The organism is Acidobacteriota bacterium (assembly GCA_012729555.1).
GTDB lineage: Bacteria > Acidobacteriota > UBA6911 > UBA6911 > UBA6911 > UBA6911.
The window spans coordinates 1-14,677 of record JAAYCX010000041.1; the positions used below are offsets into that span (position 1 = coordinate 1).

Annotated in this window: 13 protein-coding genes and 1 tRNA gene; 6 read left to right on the forward strand and 8 right to left on the reverse strand. The window is 65.2% G+C overall.

Going from position 1 to position 14,677, the window contains the following annotated elements; translation table 11 throughout:
• Positions 1-126 precede the first annotated feature (126 nt).
• Positions 127-1,092 (forward strand): NAD(P)-dependent oxidoreductase, encoded by a 966-nt coding sequence (locus GXY47_08705; protein ID NLV31223.1) that lies wholly within the window; start codon positions 127-129, stop codon positions 1,090-1,092.
• Positions 1,093-1,230: 138 nt separating this feature from the next.
• Here the strand turns inward: GXY47_08705 and GXY47_08710 are convergent, their stop codons facing one another.
• The 3 genes from GXY47_08710 to GXY47_08720 are packed head-to-tail and all read right to left on the reverse strand — an operon-like array spanning position 1,231 to position 2,729.
• Positions 1,231-1,686, reverse strand: coding sequence for a hypothetical protein (locus GXY47_08710; GenBank protein NLV31224.1), 456 nt, complete (start codon positions 1,684-1,686; stop codon positions 1,231-1,233).
• On the reverse strand, positions 1,683-2,267 hold the full coding sequence (locus tag GXY47_08715) for a sigma-70 family RNA polymerase sigma factor (protein NLV31225.1): 585 nt from the start codon (positions 2,265-2,267) through the stop codon (positions 1,683-1,685). Before GXY47_08715 ends, GXY47_08710 begins: the two co-directional genes overlap by 4 nt.
• Positions 2,268-2,303: 36 nt before the next feature.
• Positions 2,304-2,729 carry a hypothetical protein gene (locus GXY47_08720; GenBank protein ID NLV31226.1) on the reverse strand — a complete coding sequence of 142 codons (426 nt, stop codon included), beginning with the start codon at positions 2,727-2,729 and terminating at the stop codon, positions 2,304-2,306.
• A gap of 386 nt (positions 2,730-3,115) precedes the next feature.
• On the opposite strand from GXY47_08720, the gene GXY47_08725 reads away from it, so the two are divergent.
• Together GXY47_08725 and GXY47_08730 are read left to right on the forward strand one after the other, a co-directional pair.
• Positions 3,116-3,532, forward strand: a complete 417-nt coding sequence (locus GXY47_08725) for a hypothetical protein (protein ID NLV31227.1) — start codon at positions 3,116-3,118, stop codon at positions 3,530-3,532.
• 71 nt (positions 3,533-3,603) lie between these two features.
• Positions 3,604-3,837, forward strand: coding sequence for a 4-oxalocrotonate tautomerase (locus tag GXY47_08730; GenBank protein ID NLV31228.1), 234 nt, complete (start codon positions 3,604-3,606; stop codon positions 3,835-3,837).
• A 132-nt stretch (positions 3,838-3,969) separates the two neighbouring features.
• On the opposite strand, the gene GXY47_08735 is transcribed toward GXY47_08730, so the two are convergent.
• A tRNA-Ser gene (locus GXY47_08735) sits at positions 3,970-4,059 on the reverse strand.
• 151 nt (positions 4,060-4,210) lie between these two features.
• Between GXY47_08735 and GXY47_08740 the strand changes: the two genes are divergently transcribed.
• On the forward strand, positions 4,211-6,613 hold the full coding sequence (locus tag GXY47_08740; GenBank protein ID NLV31229.1) for a PAS domain-containing protein: 2,403 nt from the start codon (positions 4,211-4,213) through the stop codon (positions 6,611-6,613).
• A gap of 277 nt (positions 6,614-6,890) precedes the next feature.
• Positions 6,891-8,270 carry a sigma-54-dependent Fis family transcriptional regulator gene (locus GXY47_08745; GenBank protein NLV31230.1) on the forward strand — a complete coding sequence of 460 codons (1,380 nt, stop codon included), beginning with the start codon at positions 6,891-6,893 and terminating at the stop codon, positions 8,268-8,270.
• Between the two features lie 177 nt (positions 8,271-8,447).
• On the opposite strand, the gene GXY47_08750 is transcribed toward GXY47_08745, so the two are convergent.
• Complete coding sequence (locus tag GXY47_08750) at positions 8,448-10,355, reverse strand: hypothetical protein (GenBank protein NLV31231.1); 1,908 nt, start codon at positions 10,353-10,355, stop codon at positions 8,448-8,450.
• A complete protein-coding gene (locus GXY47_08755) occupies positions 10,352-10,828 on the reverse strand; it encodes a tRNA (cytidine(34)-2'-O)-methyltransferase (protein NLV31232.1) in 477 nt (158 codons plus the stop codon). Before GXY47_08755 ends, GXY47_08750 begins: the two co-directional genes overlap by 4 nt.
• Before the next feature lie 450 nt (positions 10,829-11,278).
• Here GXY47_08755 and GXY47_08760 point away from each other — a divergent pair, with 450 nt between their 5' ends.
• Positions 11,279-12,205, forward strand: coding sequence for a hypothetical protein (locus tag GXY47_08760; protein NLV31233.1), 927 nt, complete (start codon positions 11,279-11,281; stop codon positions 12,203-12,205).
• Here GXY47_08760 and GXY47_08765 read toward each other — a convergent pair.
• Together GXY47_08765 and GXY47_08770 are read right to left on the reverse strand one after the other, a co-directional pair.
• The gene (locus tag GXY47_08765) at positions 12,188-12,430 is read right to left on the reverse strand and encodes a hypothetical protein (GenBank protein ID NLV31234.1); all 243 of its coding nucleotides are present in this window, start codon (positions 12,428-12,430) and stop codon (positions 12,188-12,190) included. The two genes, GXY47_08760 and GXY47_08765, sit on opposite strands and share 18 nt — an antisense overlap.
• Positions 12,431-12,445: 15 nt before the next feature.
• Entirely contained in the window at positions 12,446-13,966 is a 1,521-nt protein-coding gene (locus tag GXY47_08770; protein NLV31235.1) for a TonB family protein, read from the reverse strand.
• Between the last annotated feature and the right edge of the window lie 711 nt (positions 13,967-14,677).

The following is a 14,677-nucleotide window of genomic DNA, read 5'->3' on the forward strand; positions in this document are numbered from 1 at the left end:
GGACCGGGATGCGAATCCTGGACACCCACGAAATCGGGTCAGGGATTCCGGTCCGGCGGGAGGCGGGGAAAGGCGGCGGGGCTGACCGCCGGAGGAACGGGATTCCAAAATAGGGACATCCGCCAAATGGCGGAAAAGGGAGCCGAGGATTCGGGGCGGGGGGATGGCATGAAGGGGCGGCAGGTGCTGATGACCGGGGCAACCGGCTACATCGGGCGGGAGCTCGCCCGGCGGCTCCTCGAGGCGGGGGCGGAAGTGGGCGTGGTCACGGCCGACCCGGCGCAGGCGCGGGATATCCTGGGGGTGGGCGTACCCTGCTGGGGCCGGGAGGAATGCCTCGCGGATGGCGGGCCGCTCGAAGGGCGGCGGCTCCTGCTCCATGCGGGCTTTGCCCGGCCGTACGCCGGCGAGGCGGAGATCGCCCGCAGCCTCGAGTTCACCGGTCGCCTTTTTGCCCGGGCCGCGGAGGCGCGCATTCCGGCCGTGCTGCTGCTCTCCTCGCGCAGCGTCTACGGTCGGGCAACCCCCCCTCCCTGGAGCGAGGAGTCGCCGCCGGCGCCCTCCAATCCTTATGGCGAAGCGAAGTTCGCTTCGGAGGTGATGCTGGGGATGGTGAGGCGTTTTTCCCCGCTGACCCGGACCTGCGCGGTCCGGCTGGGGACGGTGTCGGGCGGGGGGGAGGGATTGGTCGATGTCTTCGTCCTCTCCCGTTTCGTGCTGGCGGCGCTCCGGGGGGATCGGATCCGCATCTTCGGGGGGAGCCAGGAGTTCGACATCCTCGACCTGCGGGACGCGGCGGACGCCTTGGCGCGCCTGGTCCGGGAGCCGGCCGCGAACTGGCGCCCGGTCTACAATCTCGGTTCTCCTGTTTCGCAAAAGATCCGCCACCTGGCGGAGCGGGCGGTGGCGCTCGCGGCCGAACACGGTAGGCGGGGATCAGTGATCACGACCGAGCCTGCCGGGCCGGACAGGACCCCGCGCTACGGCATGGACTGCGCACGGTTCTGTGGCGGCCTCGGCTGGCGCCCCCTCCGCTCCCTCGACGACACCATCCGTTCCCTGATCGAATACTACCTTCCCCGCCTCAAATGATGGACATCCACTCTTTGACTCCGAACGCGATGATGGACATCCACCCATTGCCGGTTACGTGTCCAACCGGTGGATGTCCACAATTTCAGCAAAAGGTGGGTGTCCAGGATTTGCGGAGGTGGACGGGAATCACTGGTGTTATTCCAGCAGCGGCCGCGTCAGTCGGGCGGAGAGGAGGGCCAGGAGGCAGGGGATCAGGGCCGAAAAAGCGATCCCCAGCGGCTGGGGCATCGAGAGGTGGACCGCAGCACCGAGCGGACGCAGGGCGATCCATGCCCAAAGCATCCCCAGGGCGAGGGCGAGAACCAGCGCGCCCCTCAGGACCAGTTCGGCGATAGCGAGCGGGCGCAGGGCGGCTTCGTACTTCTTCAGAGCGGCGGCGTCGCGGGCCGTGTGGTAGATCTGGCGCGGGTCGGGGAGGCGCGATGGCACGCCGTCCGAGGCGCAGCCAGCGCGGATCATCCAGCCGGTGACGAGGGCGACCTCCCTGCAACGGTCGCAGGATGCGGTATGGGTGCTTGTCCCCTCGTCCCAGGTACCGGATCGGACGGCAAGGGCGACTTCGGCTTCATGCGGGCATGAACGCGGATTCACACGGCTCCTTTCGCGCCATCCCGGAGGTTCCGTCGTTTCAGGATGAGCGCAAGTTTCCTGCGTGCCCGGAAAAGGAGCACGCGAACGCTTTTCTCACGCAGCCCGAGCGCGGCGGCGATCTCGCCGTGGTCGAACCCCTCGACGTAGGCCAGCCGCAACAGTGCCTGCTCCCGTGGTGGAAGTCCGGAGAGTAACTCCACTCCGTCCGCCGCGGGTTCCATCCCGGCTTCGGACCCGGGAATGCGCAGCCAGTGCCAGAAGCTCTCGCGCTTTTGCCGCTGCTTCGTATGCCGCCAGTGGTCCACGATCAGAGAGGTCGCGATCCTGTAGAGGTAGGCTTTCGTCTGTCGCGGATCCATTCCCGGCGGTCCTGCCCGGAGAAAGCGGTAGAAGGTCTCCTGCAGGAGGTCTTCGGTCAGCGGAGCGTCGAGGCAGATTTTACGGATATACCCCGCGAGTGCCGGGGCGACCGATTGGTAGAGGGCGCAAAAGGCTTCTTCGTCCAGGGCGAGGCGCGGCTCCGCCCGGTCGGACGCCTGGCCCCCGCATACCCCCGGCATGGACAGTGCCTGGTGAAGCATTCCTGGAGATTCCTCCGCTGACACCATTATGCTCGTCTAGCGCAGCATGTCCCATTTTTTGTACAACCGATGGGCGATCGCGGCGGCGAGGAGGATGCCGATCCCCAGGGCGCCGACGATGCTGGCGGGGTAGACGAACGCGTGCTGCATCGCCATCAGTCCGAAGAAGGCGGCGCCGAGCATGGTGAGGATCACCCCCGCGACCGTCAGCCCCACGATGCGGGATCTCGGCGAGCCGTTTGACGACATTTCCTGATCCTTGAGAAAGCTTTGCCCCTGGGGCGTCCCCAGGAATTCGGTCAGTTCCTGTCCCGATCCGAATTTGTCCAGCAGCCGCTTGCGGATGTCGGCCTGTTCCCTTGTCCGTATGCTCCCGGATCTGTGGCCGAACCAGACCAGAAGCACCACCATCGCGAACAGCGCAACCGGGACAATGACATCTTCGCTGAATAACTGGTTCATGGGATCTCCCTTAATCCATGCCGGCGGAGACATCCGCCGGGAATTTGATTTTTGTCTCTACAACGTCCTGCCCGGACATCTGGTTAACAAAATTGTGGACATCCACTCATTTTCGGGTGGAGGCCGCCGAGACCTGGATGCCCCAATCCTGGACATCCACACTTTGTCGTTTGCGCATCCAATGGGTGGGTGTCCACAATTGCGTCCAAAATTGCGTGGTCCATCAATGAGTGGATGTCCAGGATTGGGCGAATCGGTGGATGTCCGGGATTTTGCAGGATGGGTCCTGTTGTCTTCGCCGGCGATCTTATCTACAATCGAACCGAGGCGGAATCCGACGAAGCAATGGCGCGGGGTATCCTCCGGCCTTTGGGAAAGCAGGATAAGTGGCTATAAGACATAATGTTACGAACAGGTTGAGGCTTCTGGTGCTGGGCCTGGCGCTGTCAGGCGTTGCGGGGGCGGCCGCCGATGCTCCAGTGCTGGACGCCGAAGCGGGTCCGTGCGCGCTCGCCATTACGGTGAGCGACCCGGAGAATCGGCCGGTTTATGCCGCGAAGATCCGGGTGACCGTGCGCCACGGGTTCATGGGACTTCGCAGGATGTCGCTAGAAATCCACACCGACGCCGAGGGGAAGGCATTGTTGACGGGATTGCCCGGGACGCCGAAAAAGAGGTTGGAGTTCGAGGTAACGAGCGGACGCTTCTACACGATTGTGTCGGCCTACCCCTCCTCCCGCTGCCGGGAGGACCGGCTGAACGTCCGGTTCAAAAACCGCGACCTGCTTCCTGAGGAACCCTGACTGAAATCCTGGACACCCACCGCTTGGACGGGATGACGGAAATGGGTGGGTGTCCATAATTGGGGGAGAACATGCCTCATATCATCGTAAAGCTCTATCCGGGGAGGCCTCGAGCGGTGCTTGACCGGCTGGCCGAAAAGATTGCGGCGGATGTCATGGAGATCGCGGGGTGCGACCGGAAGGCGGTATCAGTGGCCATCGAGGAGGTGCCCCAGGCGGATTGGGCCGAACGCGTTTACCGCCCTGATATCCTTGAGAAGGCAGAGGCTCTGGCCCTGAAGCCCGGCTACAACCCGTTCGGCTGACCCCCTGCTCTGTCCTCGATTTCCTGCCAGGGTGCGGGTTTCCCGGTATCGGGTATATGGCCGGCAGGGCGGAATAGGTGGATGTCCACGATTTGGGTCAGAAATTGGGTGTCCAGGATTGGCTGCTGGGGGTGGCGGAGAGGGAGGGATTCGAACCCTCGGTAAGGTTACCCCTACACACGCTTTCCAAGCGTGCTCCTTCAACCACTCGGACACCTCTCCCGGTCGCGCGTGCCGGCGGAGGCCGGCGGGAGTGTAGATTGTATGTCGCCCCTGCCCCGGCTGCAAGTCATTAAAAGAGTTTTTCTCCCCGGCGCCCCCCTTTGGTATATGCTTTGGGCGAGGCGGCCGGCCCGTCCGGCGCGCATTGCCTATGAACGACCAGCCAGGCTTCCAGAAACCCCCGGACGATCTCCGGACGCGGCGCTACGTGCTCGGCGCGATCATCTTCCTCGCCCTGGCGCTCGCGACGACTCACACCTTCCTGCACCGGACATCGGTCGGGAGCCATCGCTTCATCGGGATGACGTGGATCGTCTATACCGGGACCTTCCTGGCACTGCTGGCCCTGCTGATCCTGGCTACGATCCTGGGGCGCAACCTCATCAAGCTCTATTTCGAGCGCCGAAGCGGTCAGCTCGGAAGCGGTTTCAAGACCAAGCTCGTGCGCACCTTCATCGGCCTTTCGCTCCTTCCGGCGCTGCTGCTGTTCCTGCTGGCCTACACCCTCATCAACTCCTCCATCGAAAGGTGGTTCCGCGCGCCCACGGCGCAGATGATGGACAAGAGCCGCATCCTGGCCGAGCAGTACTACGCCGAAGCCGAGGAGCGGGCGAAGCATTTCGCCGCGAGCATCGCCGGCCGCGTCCGCCCCGGTGGGGATGTCCCGGCCGCGTCGGGGGAGGAGGCGTCGCTTCGTCTTGGGGAACTCGCCGCGGAATTCGCGGTCGGCGCCGTCGAGGTCTACCGGTCCGACGGGCGGCTGGCGGCCTCCTCGGGGCCGGCGCTTTCCCCCGCCGCGCACGGGGAGATCCGCGCGGCGCTGGTCCGGCAGGCGCTTCAGGGAACGCCCGGTTTCGGCGTCCACCGCGTCGATCCCGACGACCCCTGGAACGAGATCAGCTACGCCGCGGCCCCCATCGCCGGCCCCGACGGCCGGGCGGCAGGGGCGGTCCTGACCGAAAGCCTGCACCCGACGAGCGCGCAGACCTGGGCGGACGCCGTGATGGACGCCTACCAGAAGTACGGCCAGCTGGAGCGGGAGCAGCGCTCGCTCCGCTTCAACATCCTACTCATCCTGGTGCTGGCGACGCTCCTGATCGTTTTCGCCTTTGCCTGGTTCGCCCTCTACCTGGCCAAGCGCATCACTGTCCCGATCCAGGCGCTGGCGGAAGGGGCGGCCGCCGTCGCCGCGGGAAACCTCGGGCACCGGGTCCGGTGCCAGGCGTTCGACGAACTGGGGAGCCTGGTGACCCGGTTCAACCGGATGACGGCCGACCTCGAGGAAAACGAGCGCCGCATCCAGGGGGCGCAGGAAAGCCTGCGCCGCAGCAGCCTCGAGAACGAGAACCGCCGCCGCTACATCGAGGCCATCCTGCAGACGATTGCCACCGGCGTGATCGCCCTGGACGCCCAGGGCCGGGTCCGGACCATGAACCAGGCCGCGCTGGGGATGCTGGGGATTGCGCCGCCAGGTGAAAACGCCGCCCTGGAGGAGGTGCTCGGCCAGCCGGCGTCCGGTGCGCTCCGACGGCTGCTCCGGAAGGCGGAGGTGCTCGGGACCGTCGTCAAGAACATCGAGCTGGCCGGGCCGGGCGGGACGCTGCAGATCGCGGCCACGGCCACACCCCTCGTCGACACCGCCGGCGCGCGCGCGGGCTGGGTGGTGGTGCTCGACGATATGACCGAACTTCTCCGGATGGAGAAGATGGCGGCGTGGCAGGAGGTGGCCCGCCGCCTGGCCCACGAGATCAAGAACCCCCTCACCCCCATCCAGCTTTCGGCCGAAAGGATCTTGAAAAGGTATAAACAGCTGGAGCTTCACGATCCGAAGGAGGGGGCGGGCTCCTGGCGGGAGGAATCAGGGAAGTTCGATCGCCTCCTCGAAGAGAGCGTCAAGGTCATCATCCAGGAGGCGGGGTCCCTCAAGAGCCTCGTCGACGAGTTTTCGCGCTTCGCCCGCCTCCCGGAGGTGCGGCCCGAGGACGTGGACCTGAACCGGATCCTGGAACAGACGCTCCGGCTCTACGACGGACGGATTCAGGGGGTGGAGGTGCGGAGGGAGTTCGGAGAGATTCCGACGCTCCGGCTCGACCCGGAGCAGATGAAGCGGGTGTTCATCAATTTGTTCGATAATGCGCTCGAGGCCCTTGCACGCAAGGATGAGGCACCCGTTTCCCCCTTGGCTTCGGCAACGGGCCGGAAGGATCCGGCGGCGGGGCGCGAGCGGGCGGGGACGGAGCAGGAAAGCCCGGGCGCTCCCGACCGGACGGCAGTGTCGGGAGAGGCGGGAAAGAAGATCCTCCAGGTCCGCACATTCTGGGACCGGGCGCGCCGGCGGGCGCGGGTGGAGATCGGCGACAACGGGGGAGGCTTTCCCGAGGAGTACCGGGACAGCGTTTTTCTCCCCTATTTCTCGATTCGCAAGGGGGGGACCGGGCTGGGACTCGCCATCGTGCGCCAGATCGTGGCAGACCACGGCGGGGAGGTGCGGGCCGAGGCGAACGCCCCTTTCGGCACGAGGATCGTCATCGACCTCCCGCTGGGTCTGAACTGAACAAGGCGTTTGGGGACGGACAAGAATCGGGAGGGGACAGGAGGAAAGCTTCCGGGAGGGCGGGTTCGACCGGAAGCAGCGGCGCGCGAGGGTGCCGGGGCGGCGTCTTTCTCCCCTCCTTCTGCATCCGCAAGAGGGGACCGGGTCGGAGAATCGCCCGTCGTGGCCGGGCATGGCGCCGAAGCAGGGGCCGAGAGGGGCGTAGCCTTCGGTACGGGGATCCTCGTCGATTTGAGCTTGGCCCGGGACCGAATCGGGATCAGAATAGGCGGCTATGGTGCATTCGGCGGTACTGATCGTAGACGACGAGCAGGGGGTGCAGACCTCGCTCCGGGGGATCCTCGAGGACGCCGGGTTCGAGCCGGAGGCCGTTTCGAGCGGGGAACAGGCGCTCGAGCTCCTCACCGGACGGGAATTCGCCGTGGTGCTCCTGGACATCTGGCTGCCCGGCATGGACGGGCTCGAGGCGCTGGCCGGGATACGGCGCCTGGCGCCGGAAACGTCCGTCGTCATGATCTCGGGGCACGGGTCGATCGAGGCGGCCGTGCGTGCCACCAAGCTGGGGGCGTACGACTTCATCGAGAAGCCGTTGTCGCTCGAGAAGACCGTCCTGGTGGTCACGAACGCCGAGCGGCAGTACCGGCTGGAGCGGGAGAACCGCCTGCTGCGGGCGGAGGTGGAGCGCAAGTACGCCATGATCGGCGATTCGGTGCCGATGCAGGCGCTGCGCCAGCAGATCGCCTTCGCGGCGCCGTCGAACGGCCGGGTGCTGATCTCGGGGGAAAACGGTACCGGGAAGGAGCTGGTGGCCCACCTGCTCCACCTCCGCAGCCTGCGGCGGGACAAGCCCTTCGTGGAGATGAACTGCGCCGCCATCCCGGAGGAGCTGATCGAGAGTGAGCTCTTCGGGCACGTGAAGGGGTCCTTCACCGGCGCGGGCGGGGACAAGGAGGGGAAGTTCGTCCAGGCCGACGGCGGCACGCTCTTCCTGGACGAGGTAGGCGACATGAGCCCGAAGACCCAGGCGAAGGTGCTGCGGGCGCTCGAGCAGCAGAGCTTTTCCCCGGTGGGGAGCAACGCGATGGTCCGGGTGGACGTGCGCGTCATCGCCTCCACCAACAAGAAGCTGGAGCGGGAGATCGAACGCGGGAACTTTCGCGAAGACCTCTACTACCGGCTCAACGTGATTCCTTTCGAGATCCCCCCCCTGCGGGAGCGGAAGGAGGATATCCCGCCGCTGGCGGCCCATTTCCTGGACCAGTTCGCGCGCAAGTACCGGCGCAAGCCGCCGGCCATGGGGAAGAAGGCGCTCGCGGTGCTCGAATCGTACGACTGGCCGGGGAATGTGCGGGAGCTGCGCAATATCATGGAGCGCATCGTGATCATGACCCAGCAGCCGCGCATCGACGTGTACGACCTGCCGGAGGCGATGCTCGAGCGTGCGCTCTCCGCGGAGCCCGCTCCGGAGGATGGGTCCACGCTCCACGCGGCCCGGGAGCGGTTTGAGCGCGATTTCATCCTGCAGAAGCTGGTGGAGCACCGGGGGAACGTCAGCCGGGCGGCCGAGGCGCTCGGCATCGAGCGGAGCAACCTCTACCGCAAGATCCGCCAGCTGGGCATCCCCTGGTCCGGCCGCGAGACCGACGGCACCGAATAGCCAGAACCCAATCCTGGACATCCACTCTTTGATCCGGTCATGGGCTTCCGCCGATTGATCTGATCCTGGACATCCACAATTTCGGCTGCCCCGTCCAGTTAGCGGGTGTCCATGATTTGGCCCACTGAGCCCAATCCTGGACATCCACCTATTCCAGATCAGAGGACACCCACCGATTTATCGGTCCCGATAAACCATTCGGGGTTCCAGGGGGTCCGCCCTGCGTCGGTAGCATTTGATGAAGTAGACAGGGTCCCCGATTTCCGGGACCGCCTCCGATGGTGGATGTACATAATCGGGCGAATCGGTGGATGCCCGTAATTGGACGAATGAGTGGATGTCCACGATTTCGTCTTTTGGGCCCAAAGGGTGGATGTCCACAATTGGAGCGGCGGACCGCGGGGTGAAGACGGCCGCGAGGGTGTAGTTTTCCTCGATCCACTTCATCAGGATCCGATAGTAGTCCCTGCCGAAGACCCTGGGACCGAATTCGTCCGTCGGGCGGTTGAAGAGGAGGACAAGGGGGATGTCCTTTTGCTGCAGTGCGCGCACCGCCTGCCGCTCCCCCTCCGGGTCCAGGAAACCGGGGGTCAGGATTTCGTAGCGGAGTGGAGCGGGTCGCTGCGCGAGGAAATTGAGGCTGCTCCCCTCAGGAAGTCCGAGGATACACTGGTCAGGAGCGCTGTGGCGGGAGATGAAATCGAGCGCCTGTCCCACCACCGCGGCCGCCGGCGCCTCCAGGCGCAGATCCCCCCGGTCCGTTTCCAGCCGCTCGCGCTCCGAGGCGAGCGCCCTGAAGGCGAACACGCCAGTGGCCGTCGCAATCGCCACCGCAAAGAAAACGAGGACGGTGCTGCGCACCCGTGAGGCGGCAGCGGGTGCGAGCGCGGGCAGGCCACAGGAGGCCAGGTAGAAGAAGAGGATCATGGGGATCGGCAGCAGGCCGGACCCGTAGGCGCCCCCGCCGGGGACGCGAATGAGGACGCGCGCCAGCACGGCGAGGCCGAAGACGGCTACCAGAAGACGCTCCTTCCCGGGCTGATCCGGCGGCTTCGCTGCGGGACCTGCGAGCATCCAGACCATTGCAGCCAGCAGCAGCGGTAGCGCCCGCATAGGGTTGAGGTCCCAGCCGGTCCTGTATACCAGGAGGCTGAGTGCCAGCCACCCCAGCGATCCTGCGATGACGCGCCAGGTCCGCCCGGCTTGTTCATCGCGCCAGGCTGTCGATTCTCCCGCCAGTCGTCGGCCCAGGAGGAGAACCCCGCCGCCGAGAACGCCGAGCAAAGCCAGGGCGCTGAGCATTTCCATGGCGGTCTTCGCTGGCGAAAAAAGCCCCAGTTTCAACCGGTTGAAGTGGAGCAGCTCTGCGGGGATCGACCCGGGGAGAAGGTAGGTGTCCCCGAAAACCGCCTGAGCCGGGGTTTTCATCAGGACCAGCCCATAGACGACCACCGGGACCAGTACGAACGTTCCAATGGCCGCCAGCGTGGTCCGTGCCCGGCGCTCCTTCGGGGCCAGATAGATCAGGGCGGCGAGGGCGGCGGCCGCGGCGAAACCGAATTCCAGTTTGCAGCAAAGGGCCAGCCCCGAAACCGCCGCGGCCGCTACGAGTCCTGGCATGCGCCCGTACCGCAGGTGGCGGATCATGAGGATCAGGGCCAGGGTGGCCAGGCAGGTGCCGTAGAGCGCCGAGTAGGTGTAGGGGAAGATGAGATTCCCGCTCTGCTTGAAGACGGAGAAGAGGAGGACGGCGGCCGCCGCCAGCATTGTTTCGGTCGTGGGCATCAGCGCGCGCCCGATTTGGAAGACCATCAGGACCAGGAGCAGGGATCCGATGAGCCCGGCTGCGTAAAGGGTATTGAGATGCGGCCCGAAGATCCCGTAGAGCGCGGCGTTGAAATAGGGGGCTGCCGGGCCGTAAAGATAGTAAACGTCGCTGTAGAGCCTCTCCCCTGCAAGCAAACGCAGCGGCGTGTGCATCTCGCGTCCGCTGTCAACCTCTGGTGTCGCCCAGGTCTGCCAGGTGACCGCGCTCATGACCAGAAACAGCGCCAGCAGAATCGCGATTGCGTGGAGTGGTTTCATGGCGTCTCGCGCTCCGGGGGGAAAGCGCCGATCTGGCGGAGCGCCTCGTAGACGGCGATGGCGACCGAGGAAGAGAGGTTCAGGCACCGGACGTTCGCGGTGAGCATCGGGATTCGCAGCGTGTGCTCCCGGTTTTCCTCCAGCAGCCCGGGGGGGAGCCCGCGCGATTCGGAGCCGAAAACCAGGCAGTCCCCGGGGCGGTAGTCCACGTCCGTGTATGCCCGTTCCGCCTTTGCGCTGAAGTAGAGGAGGCGCGCATCCCCGAGCGCCCCCCGCAGCTCCTCCAGGTCCTTTTCCCGGCGAAGGTCGACGTGGGGCCAGTAGTCGAGCCCCGCCCGCTTCACCGAGCGGTCGTCGATACGGAAACCGAGCCGCCCGACCAAGTGCAGCGGCAGCCCGTTTGCCGCAGCCAGGCGGGCGATGTTGCCGGTGTTCGGGTGGATCTCCGGCTTGTAGAGCGCGATGTGGATCATAGCGGATAAGGATAACGCGATCCCTCCCGCTCTCAAAGCTTCAAGGGAGGCCCTCTCCCGGCAATTGTGGACATCCACCGATTCCGCTTTCCGGTCAATGGGTGGGTGTCCAGGATTCGGGTCTCGGGTCAATGAGCGGGTGTCCAGGATTCGGTGTTGTCCAGGACCTGGAGTCGTCGCGGGCGCGCCGGTGGTTCTTTCAAAGCATCGAGGGGACTTCTCAGAGCAATTGTGGACATCCACCTACTCCGCTGTCCGGGCAATGGGTGGGTGTCCAGGATTCGGGTCTTGGATCAATGGGTGGGTGTCCAGGACTCGGGTCTTGGGTCAATGGGTGGATGTCCAGGATTTGGGGGTGTCCGGGGGCGCCCGGCCGGGCGCCCCCGGGAAAAGATATTGGTTTCCACCCGCTTTTTCTTATAATCTAATGGTTTCGTAGGAACGGGGGCAATGGACGCATCGGCCGAAATCAGGAAAAAGCTGGCAACCCTCATCGGGCACCTGGTCACGAAATGCATCCGAGAGGCGCGGATGATCCCGACGGTGCTGCATCGCGAAGAGGTCATCAGTATCCTCGTCGACGATCCGGAGCGGTTTGCCCGCCTGGTTCGGGAGGAGCATACGGATCAGACCGAGCTGTCCAGGGAAGATCTGACCGTGAAGCTGGACGCCGTGTCCGAACTCGCAAAGCTCGACCGGCTGGAGATCTTCGACCGCCCCTTCTGGGATGGGCCCGAAGTCGAGCTCGCCCCGATCCTGGAACTGACCCACCAGCTGACCCGTACCTTCGCCGTATATCTGGGGAACGCGGCCACCCTGTTCGACCGGGAATTCGAGGCGTTCATGGGCAAGTTCCGCCGGTCCCTCGCAGAGGCGGGCATGACCCTGCGCGCGGTCGATTTCACCCCTGAAGACATGGCGGTTTTCGAGGAGACGGCGATCGGCCATATCGCGGCCGGTGAAGGTCTGCAGGCTTTTACCTACGAGAAGCTGCTCAGTTCGCAGATCATGATGCGGCAGGTGGTCAACATGCCCGCGGGCTACTCGCTCCGGGAGCGCCTGCTCCGGCGGGCGCTCGGGGACGCCGCCCTTGCTCCCGCGCTGATCCGGTTCGTCATCCGGATTTCCTACATCAGTCAGGGGGCCTGGGAGGACATGGTCCCCGCCCTCCTTGCCATCGCACGCGAGTCGGGGGACGAGGGGTTCATGCGCCTGATCGTGGATGCCGCTGAGAAGGACGTGGTTTTCTCCTGCAACCTTCTTTGCCGATCCTACGAGGAGATCCGCACCCTGGACGCGACAGAGCGCCGGCGGGAGATCACAGGCGCCCTCGAGCGCTATGAGCACACGGGCTGGAGATCAGGCGGTTTTCACTAGGTCGGTCAGGTTCAGGTCGGAAACTTCCAGGACCGATTTGATCCCCATCCGGGAGCAGGCGCCGTCGTAGATCTGCTTTACGGCCTTCTTGGCCTGCTGCAGTTCCAGCAGCCGGTCCTTGACCTTAGCCAATTCCTCGCTGATTTCCCGGTCGAGGGCTTCCAACTCCTCCTTTGCCATCTGTCGGGTCTGTTCAAATTTTTTCCTCTGTTCTTCGGTGAGCATGGGGCCTCCGTCGTCCTATCTCAGGTTGAATTTCATGGTGATGCGGGTCTGACTCTGCACGTTGTCGCCGCCGATCGAAGCGGGGCGGTAGCGCCACTTCATGGCCGCGTCCACCGCATCCTTGTGGAACATCGCGGGACCACTCACGGGAGTGGCGTCGATCACGCGTCCGTTCGGGTCGATCACGATGTCAAGCTCCACCACGGCCGAGGTGCGGGTCCTGACCGCAATTTCCGGGTACTTCGGGGTCACCTGGCTGATCGGGATAGCCGGGATCAGGGCTCCTGAAACCTGCGGGGTGGCCGCTGCTTCCTTTTGTGCGGGGGCGGGTCGCGGCGGTCTCGGTGCCGCCGGGGCCGATCTGCCAGGCGCGCGGGAGGGGATCAGGCTGTCGATGGCGCTCCGGCGGGAGGCGTCCGCGATCTGGTCCGTTCCCCGGAGAAGGCCCGGGCGTTCATCCCGGGGCGCGGCCGGTACCGGAGCTTCCGCAGCGACGGGGGTCGCGGCTTCTGCTTTAATGGTAACGGGCGCCGCCGCAACATCGTTCCCTGGATCCGCCGGCTGCGGTTTCGATCCGGCGGTTTCCGCCCGGGCCACGACGGGATCTGCGGGCGCTTGGGGAGCCGCCGCGGGATCCGTCACCGCCGGCGCCGAAACCAGGGACGGAGGCGCTTCCCCGGGGCCACCGAGGAAATGGTAGGCGCCGAAGCCGGCGGCGGCCAGGAGGCAGGCGGCGGCCACAGTCATGGCCGATTTTCGGCTCTTCGGCTTTTGCGCGACTGCGAACAGGGCCGGGGCCCCGTTCTCCTCTGCGACTGCGGGGGCCGTAACGGCCTCGGCCTTCACCACCGCCGGTTCCGGATTTAACGCAGCCGGCTGAGTGCGTACGGGAGCGGCTTTCGTTTTGGCGGCGGCCGGTTGTCTGCCGGTCCCCGATGCCGCCCCGGCGGCCTCCCTGGCTGCCGGGGGGGCTGGCGCCGGTGCCGCCTCGGGGGGCGCCATCGCCATCTCCGATTGCGCCTCGAGGGTGCCCAACTCCTTTTCCGGATTCATCTTGAAGGCTTCAGGGTTCGTCTCCGGCGCAGCCTCGAGGCCCGCGAACTCATTCGCCGATTGCGCCTCGAAGGTCGCCATCTCCATTTCCGACTCCGCTTCGAGGGCCGCGAGCTCCATTCCCCCCTTCGCTTCGAGGGCTGCCGGTCCGGTCTCCGGGACCTCCCGAGTTGCAGGGTCGGGGTAGCTGCTTGCCGAGGTTTCCACCGGGGGATTCGCCTCCAGCGGACCCACTTCCACGGGGGGGAATTCGGCCAGCAGGGACTCCGTCTCGTCGTGGACGGCCGGGCGGGTATCCGTCTGATCGGCTTCTGAAATCACCTGTTTCAGAAGGTTGGAGACCAGCGCGTCCAGGTCGTCGGAATGGTCCTTATTTTTGTCCGCGGGCTGGGCGGCGGTCATCTCCCTGTCCAGGAAGTTCAGTACCACGCTTTCGTAATTTTCCCCTTCCGGCAAGGGTCCGCGCCCTTTGTCGCCGCTCATATGTCCGCTCCACTATTTCTTCCGATTAACAGCGCAAAAACCCTGCGGGCCCACAGGCTTCCGCCTTCGCTCCCGCCTACTTCCGTATAAATCCTATCGGCAGGTCGCCCGCAGACTTCACGCCCGAAATGCATTTTGTCGCGGCAGGGCGCCGCCCGGGGCCTATTCGGCCGGTCCCCTTCCGGGATGGGGCCATGATCGATGTTTGTCGAATCCAATTGTGGACATCCAGATTTTGGGCCCAGAGCTGAGGATCCATGATGACGGCCGGACAGGCGGGTGCCTGCAATTCCGGGCAGGGGTATCCCTGTTCAGGTCGGCTGGCAGGCGCCCGCGATCTTTGCACGACTTTGGCAGGTGGACGGGGCGATTGGCAGATGGCTTCAAATCTGCCGGTTTCGGCTGAATCGGTGGATGTCCATGATTCGGCGAATTGGTGGATGGCCCGCCCACAGGCGGAAGAGGACCCGCTGTCCGGAGTGAATGATCGCCGGTTTTTAATCCAATTGAGATCCAATTGTGGACACCCACCAGTTCACGCAAAGAGTGGGTGTCCAAATTTGCGGAGGAACAGGGGGATCCATCCCCCAGCCCCGTGCCATTCTGAGCCAGGAAGTTCCAATTCAGGCGGAGTCAGTGGATGTCCAGAATCTGGGGAATGGGTGGATGTCCAGGATTGCGTTCCGGAATGCGCTGCCCGGGAGGCGGACC

What these genes read in the sequence shown, in the direction of transcription:
- GXY47_08705 (NLV31223.1), top strand. Translation starts at nt 127, where the DNA reads ATGGCGGAAAAGGGAGCCGAGGATTCGGGGCGGGGGGATGGCATGAAG.
- GXY47_08715 (NLV31225.1), bottom strand. Translation starts at nt 2,267, where the DNA reads ATGCTTCACCAGGCACTGTCCATGCCGGGGGTATGCGGGGGCCAGGCG.
- GXY47_08720 (NLV31226.1), bottom strand. Translation starts at nt 2,729, where the DNA reads ATGAACCAGTTATTCAGCGAAGATGTCATTGTCCCGGTTGCGCTGTTC.
- GXY47_08730 (NLV31228.1), top strand. Translation starts at nt 3,604, where the DNA reads ATGCCTCATATCATCGTAAAGCTCTATCCGGGGAGGCCTCGAGCGGTG.
- GXY47_08740 (NLV31229.1), top strand. Translation starts at nt 4,211, where the DNA reads ATGAACGACCAGCCAGGCTTCCAGAAACCCCCGGACGATCTCCGGACG.
- GXY47_08750 (NLV31231.1), bottom strand. Translation starts at nt 10,355, where the DNA reads ATGAAACCACTCCACGCAATCGCGATTCTGCTGGCGCTGTTTCTGGTC.
- GXY47_08755 (NLV31232.1), bottom strand. Translation starts at nt 10,828, where the DNA reads ATGATCCACATCGCGCTCTACAAGCCGGAGATCCACCCGAACACCGGC.
- GXY47_08760 (NLV31233.1), top strand. Translation starts at nt 11,279, where the DNA reads ATGGACGCATCGGCCGAAATCAGGAAAAAGCTGGCAACCCTCATCGGG.
- GXY47_08765 (NLV31234.1), bottom strand. Translation starts at nt 12,430, where the DNA reads ATGCTCACCGAAGAACAGAGGAAAAAATTTGAACAGACCCGACAGATG.
- GXY47_08770 (NLV31235.1), bottom strand. Translation starts at nt 13,966, where the DNA reads ATGAGCGGCGACAAAGGGCGCGGACCCTTGCCGGAAGGGGAAAATTAC.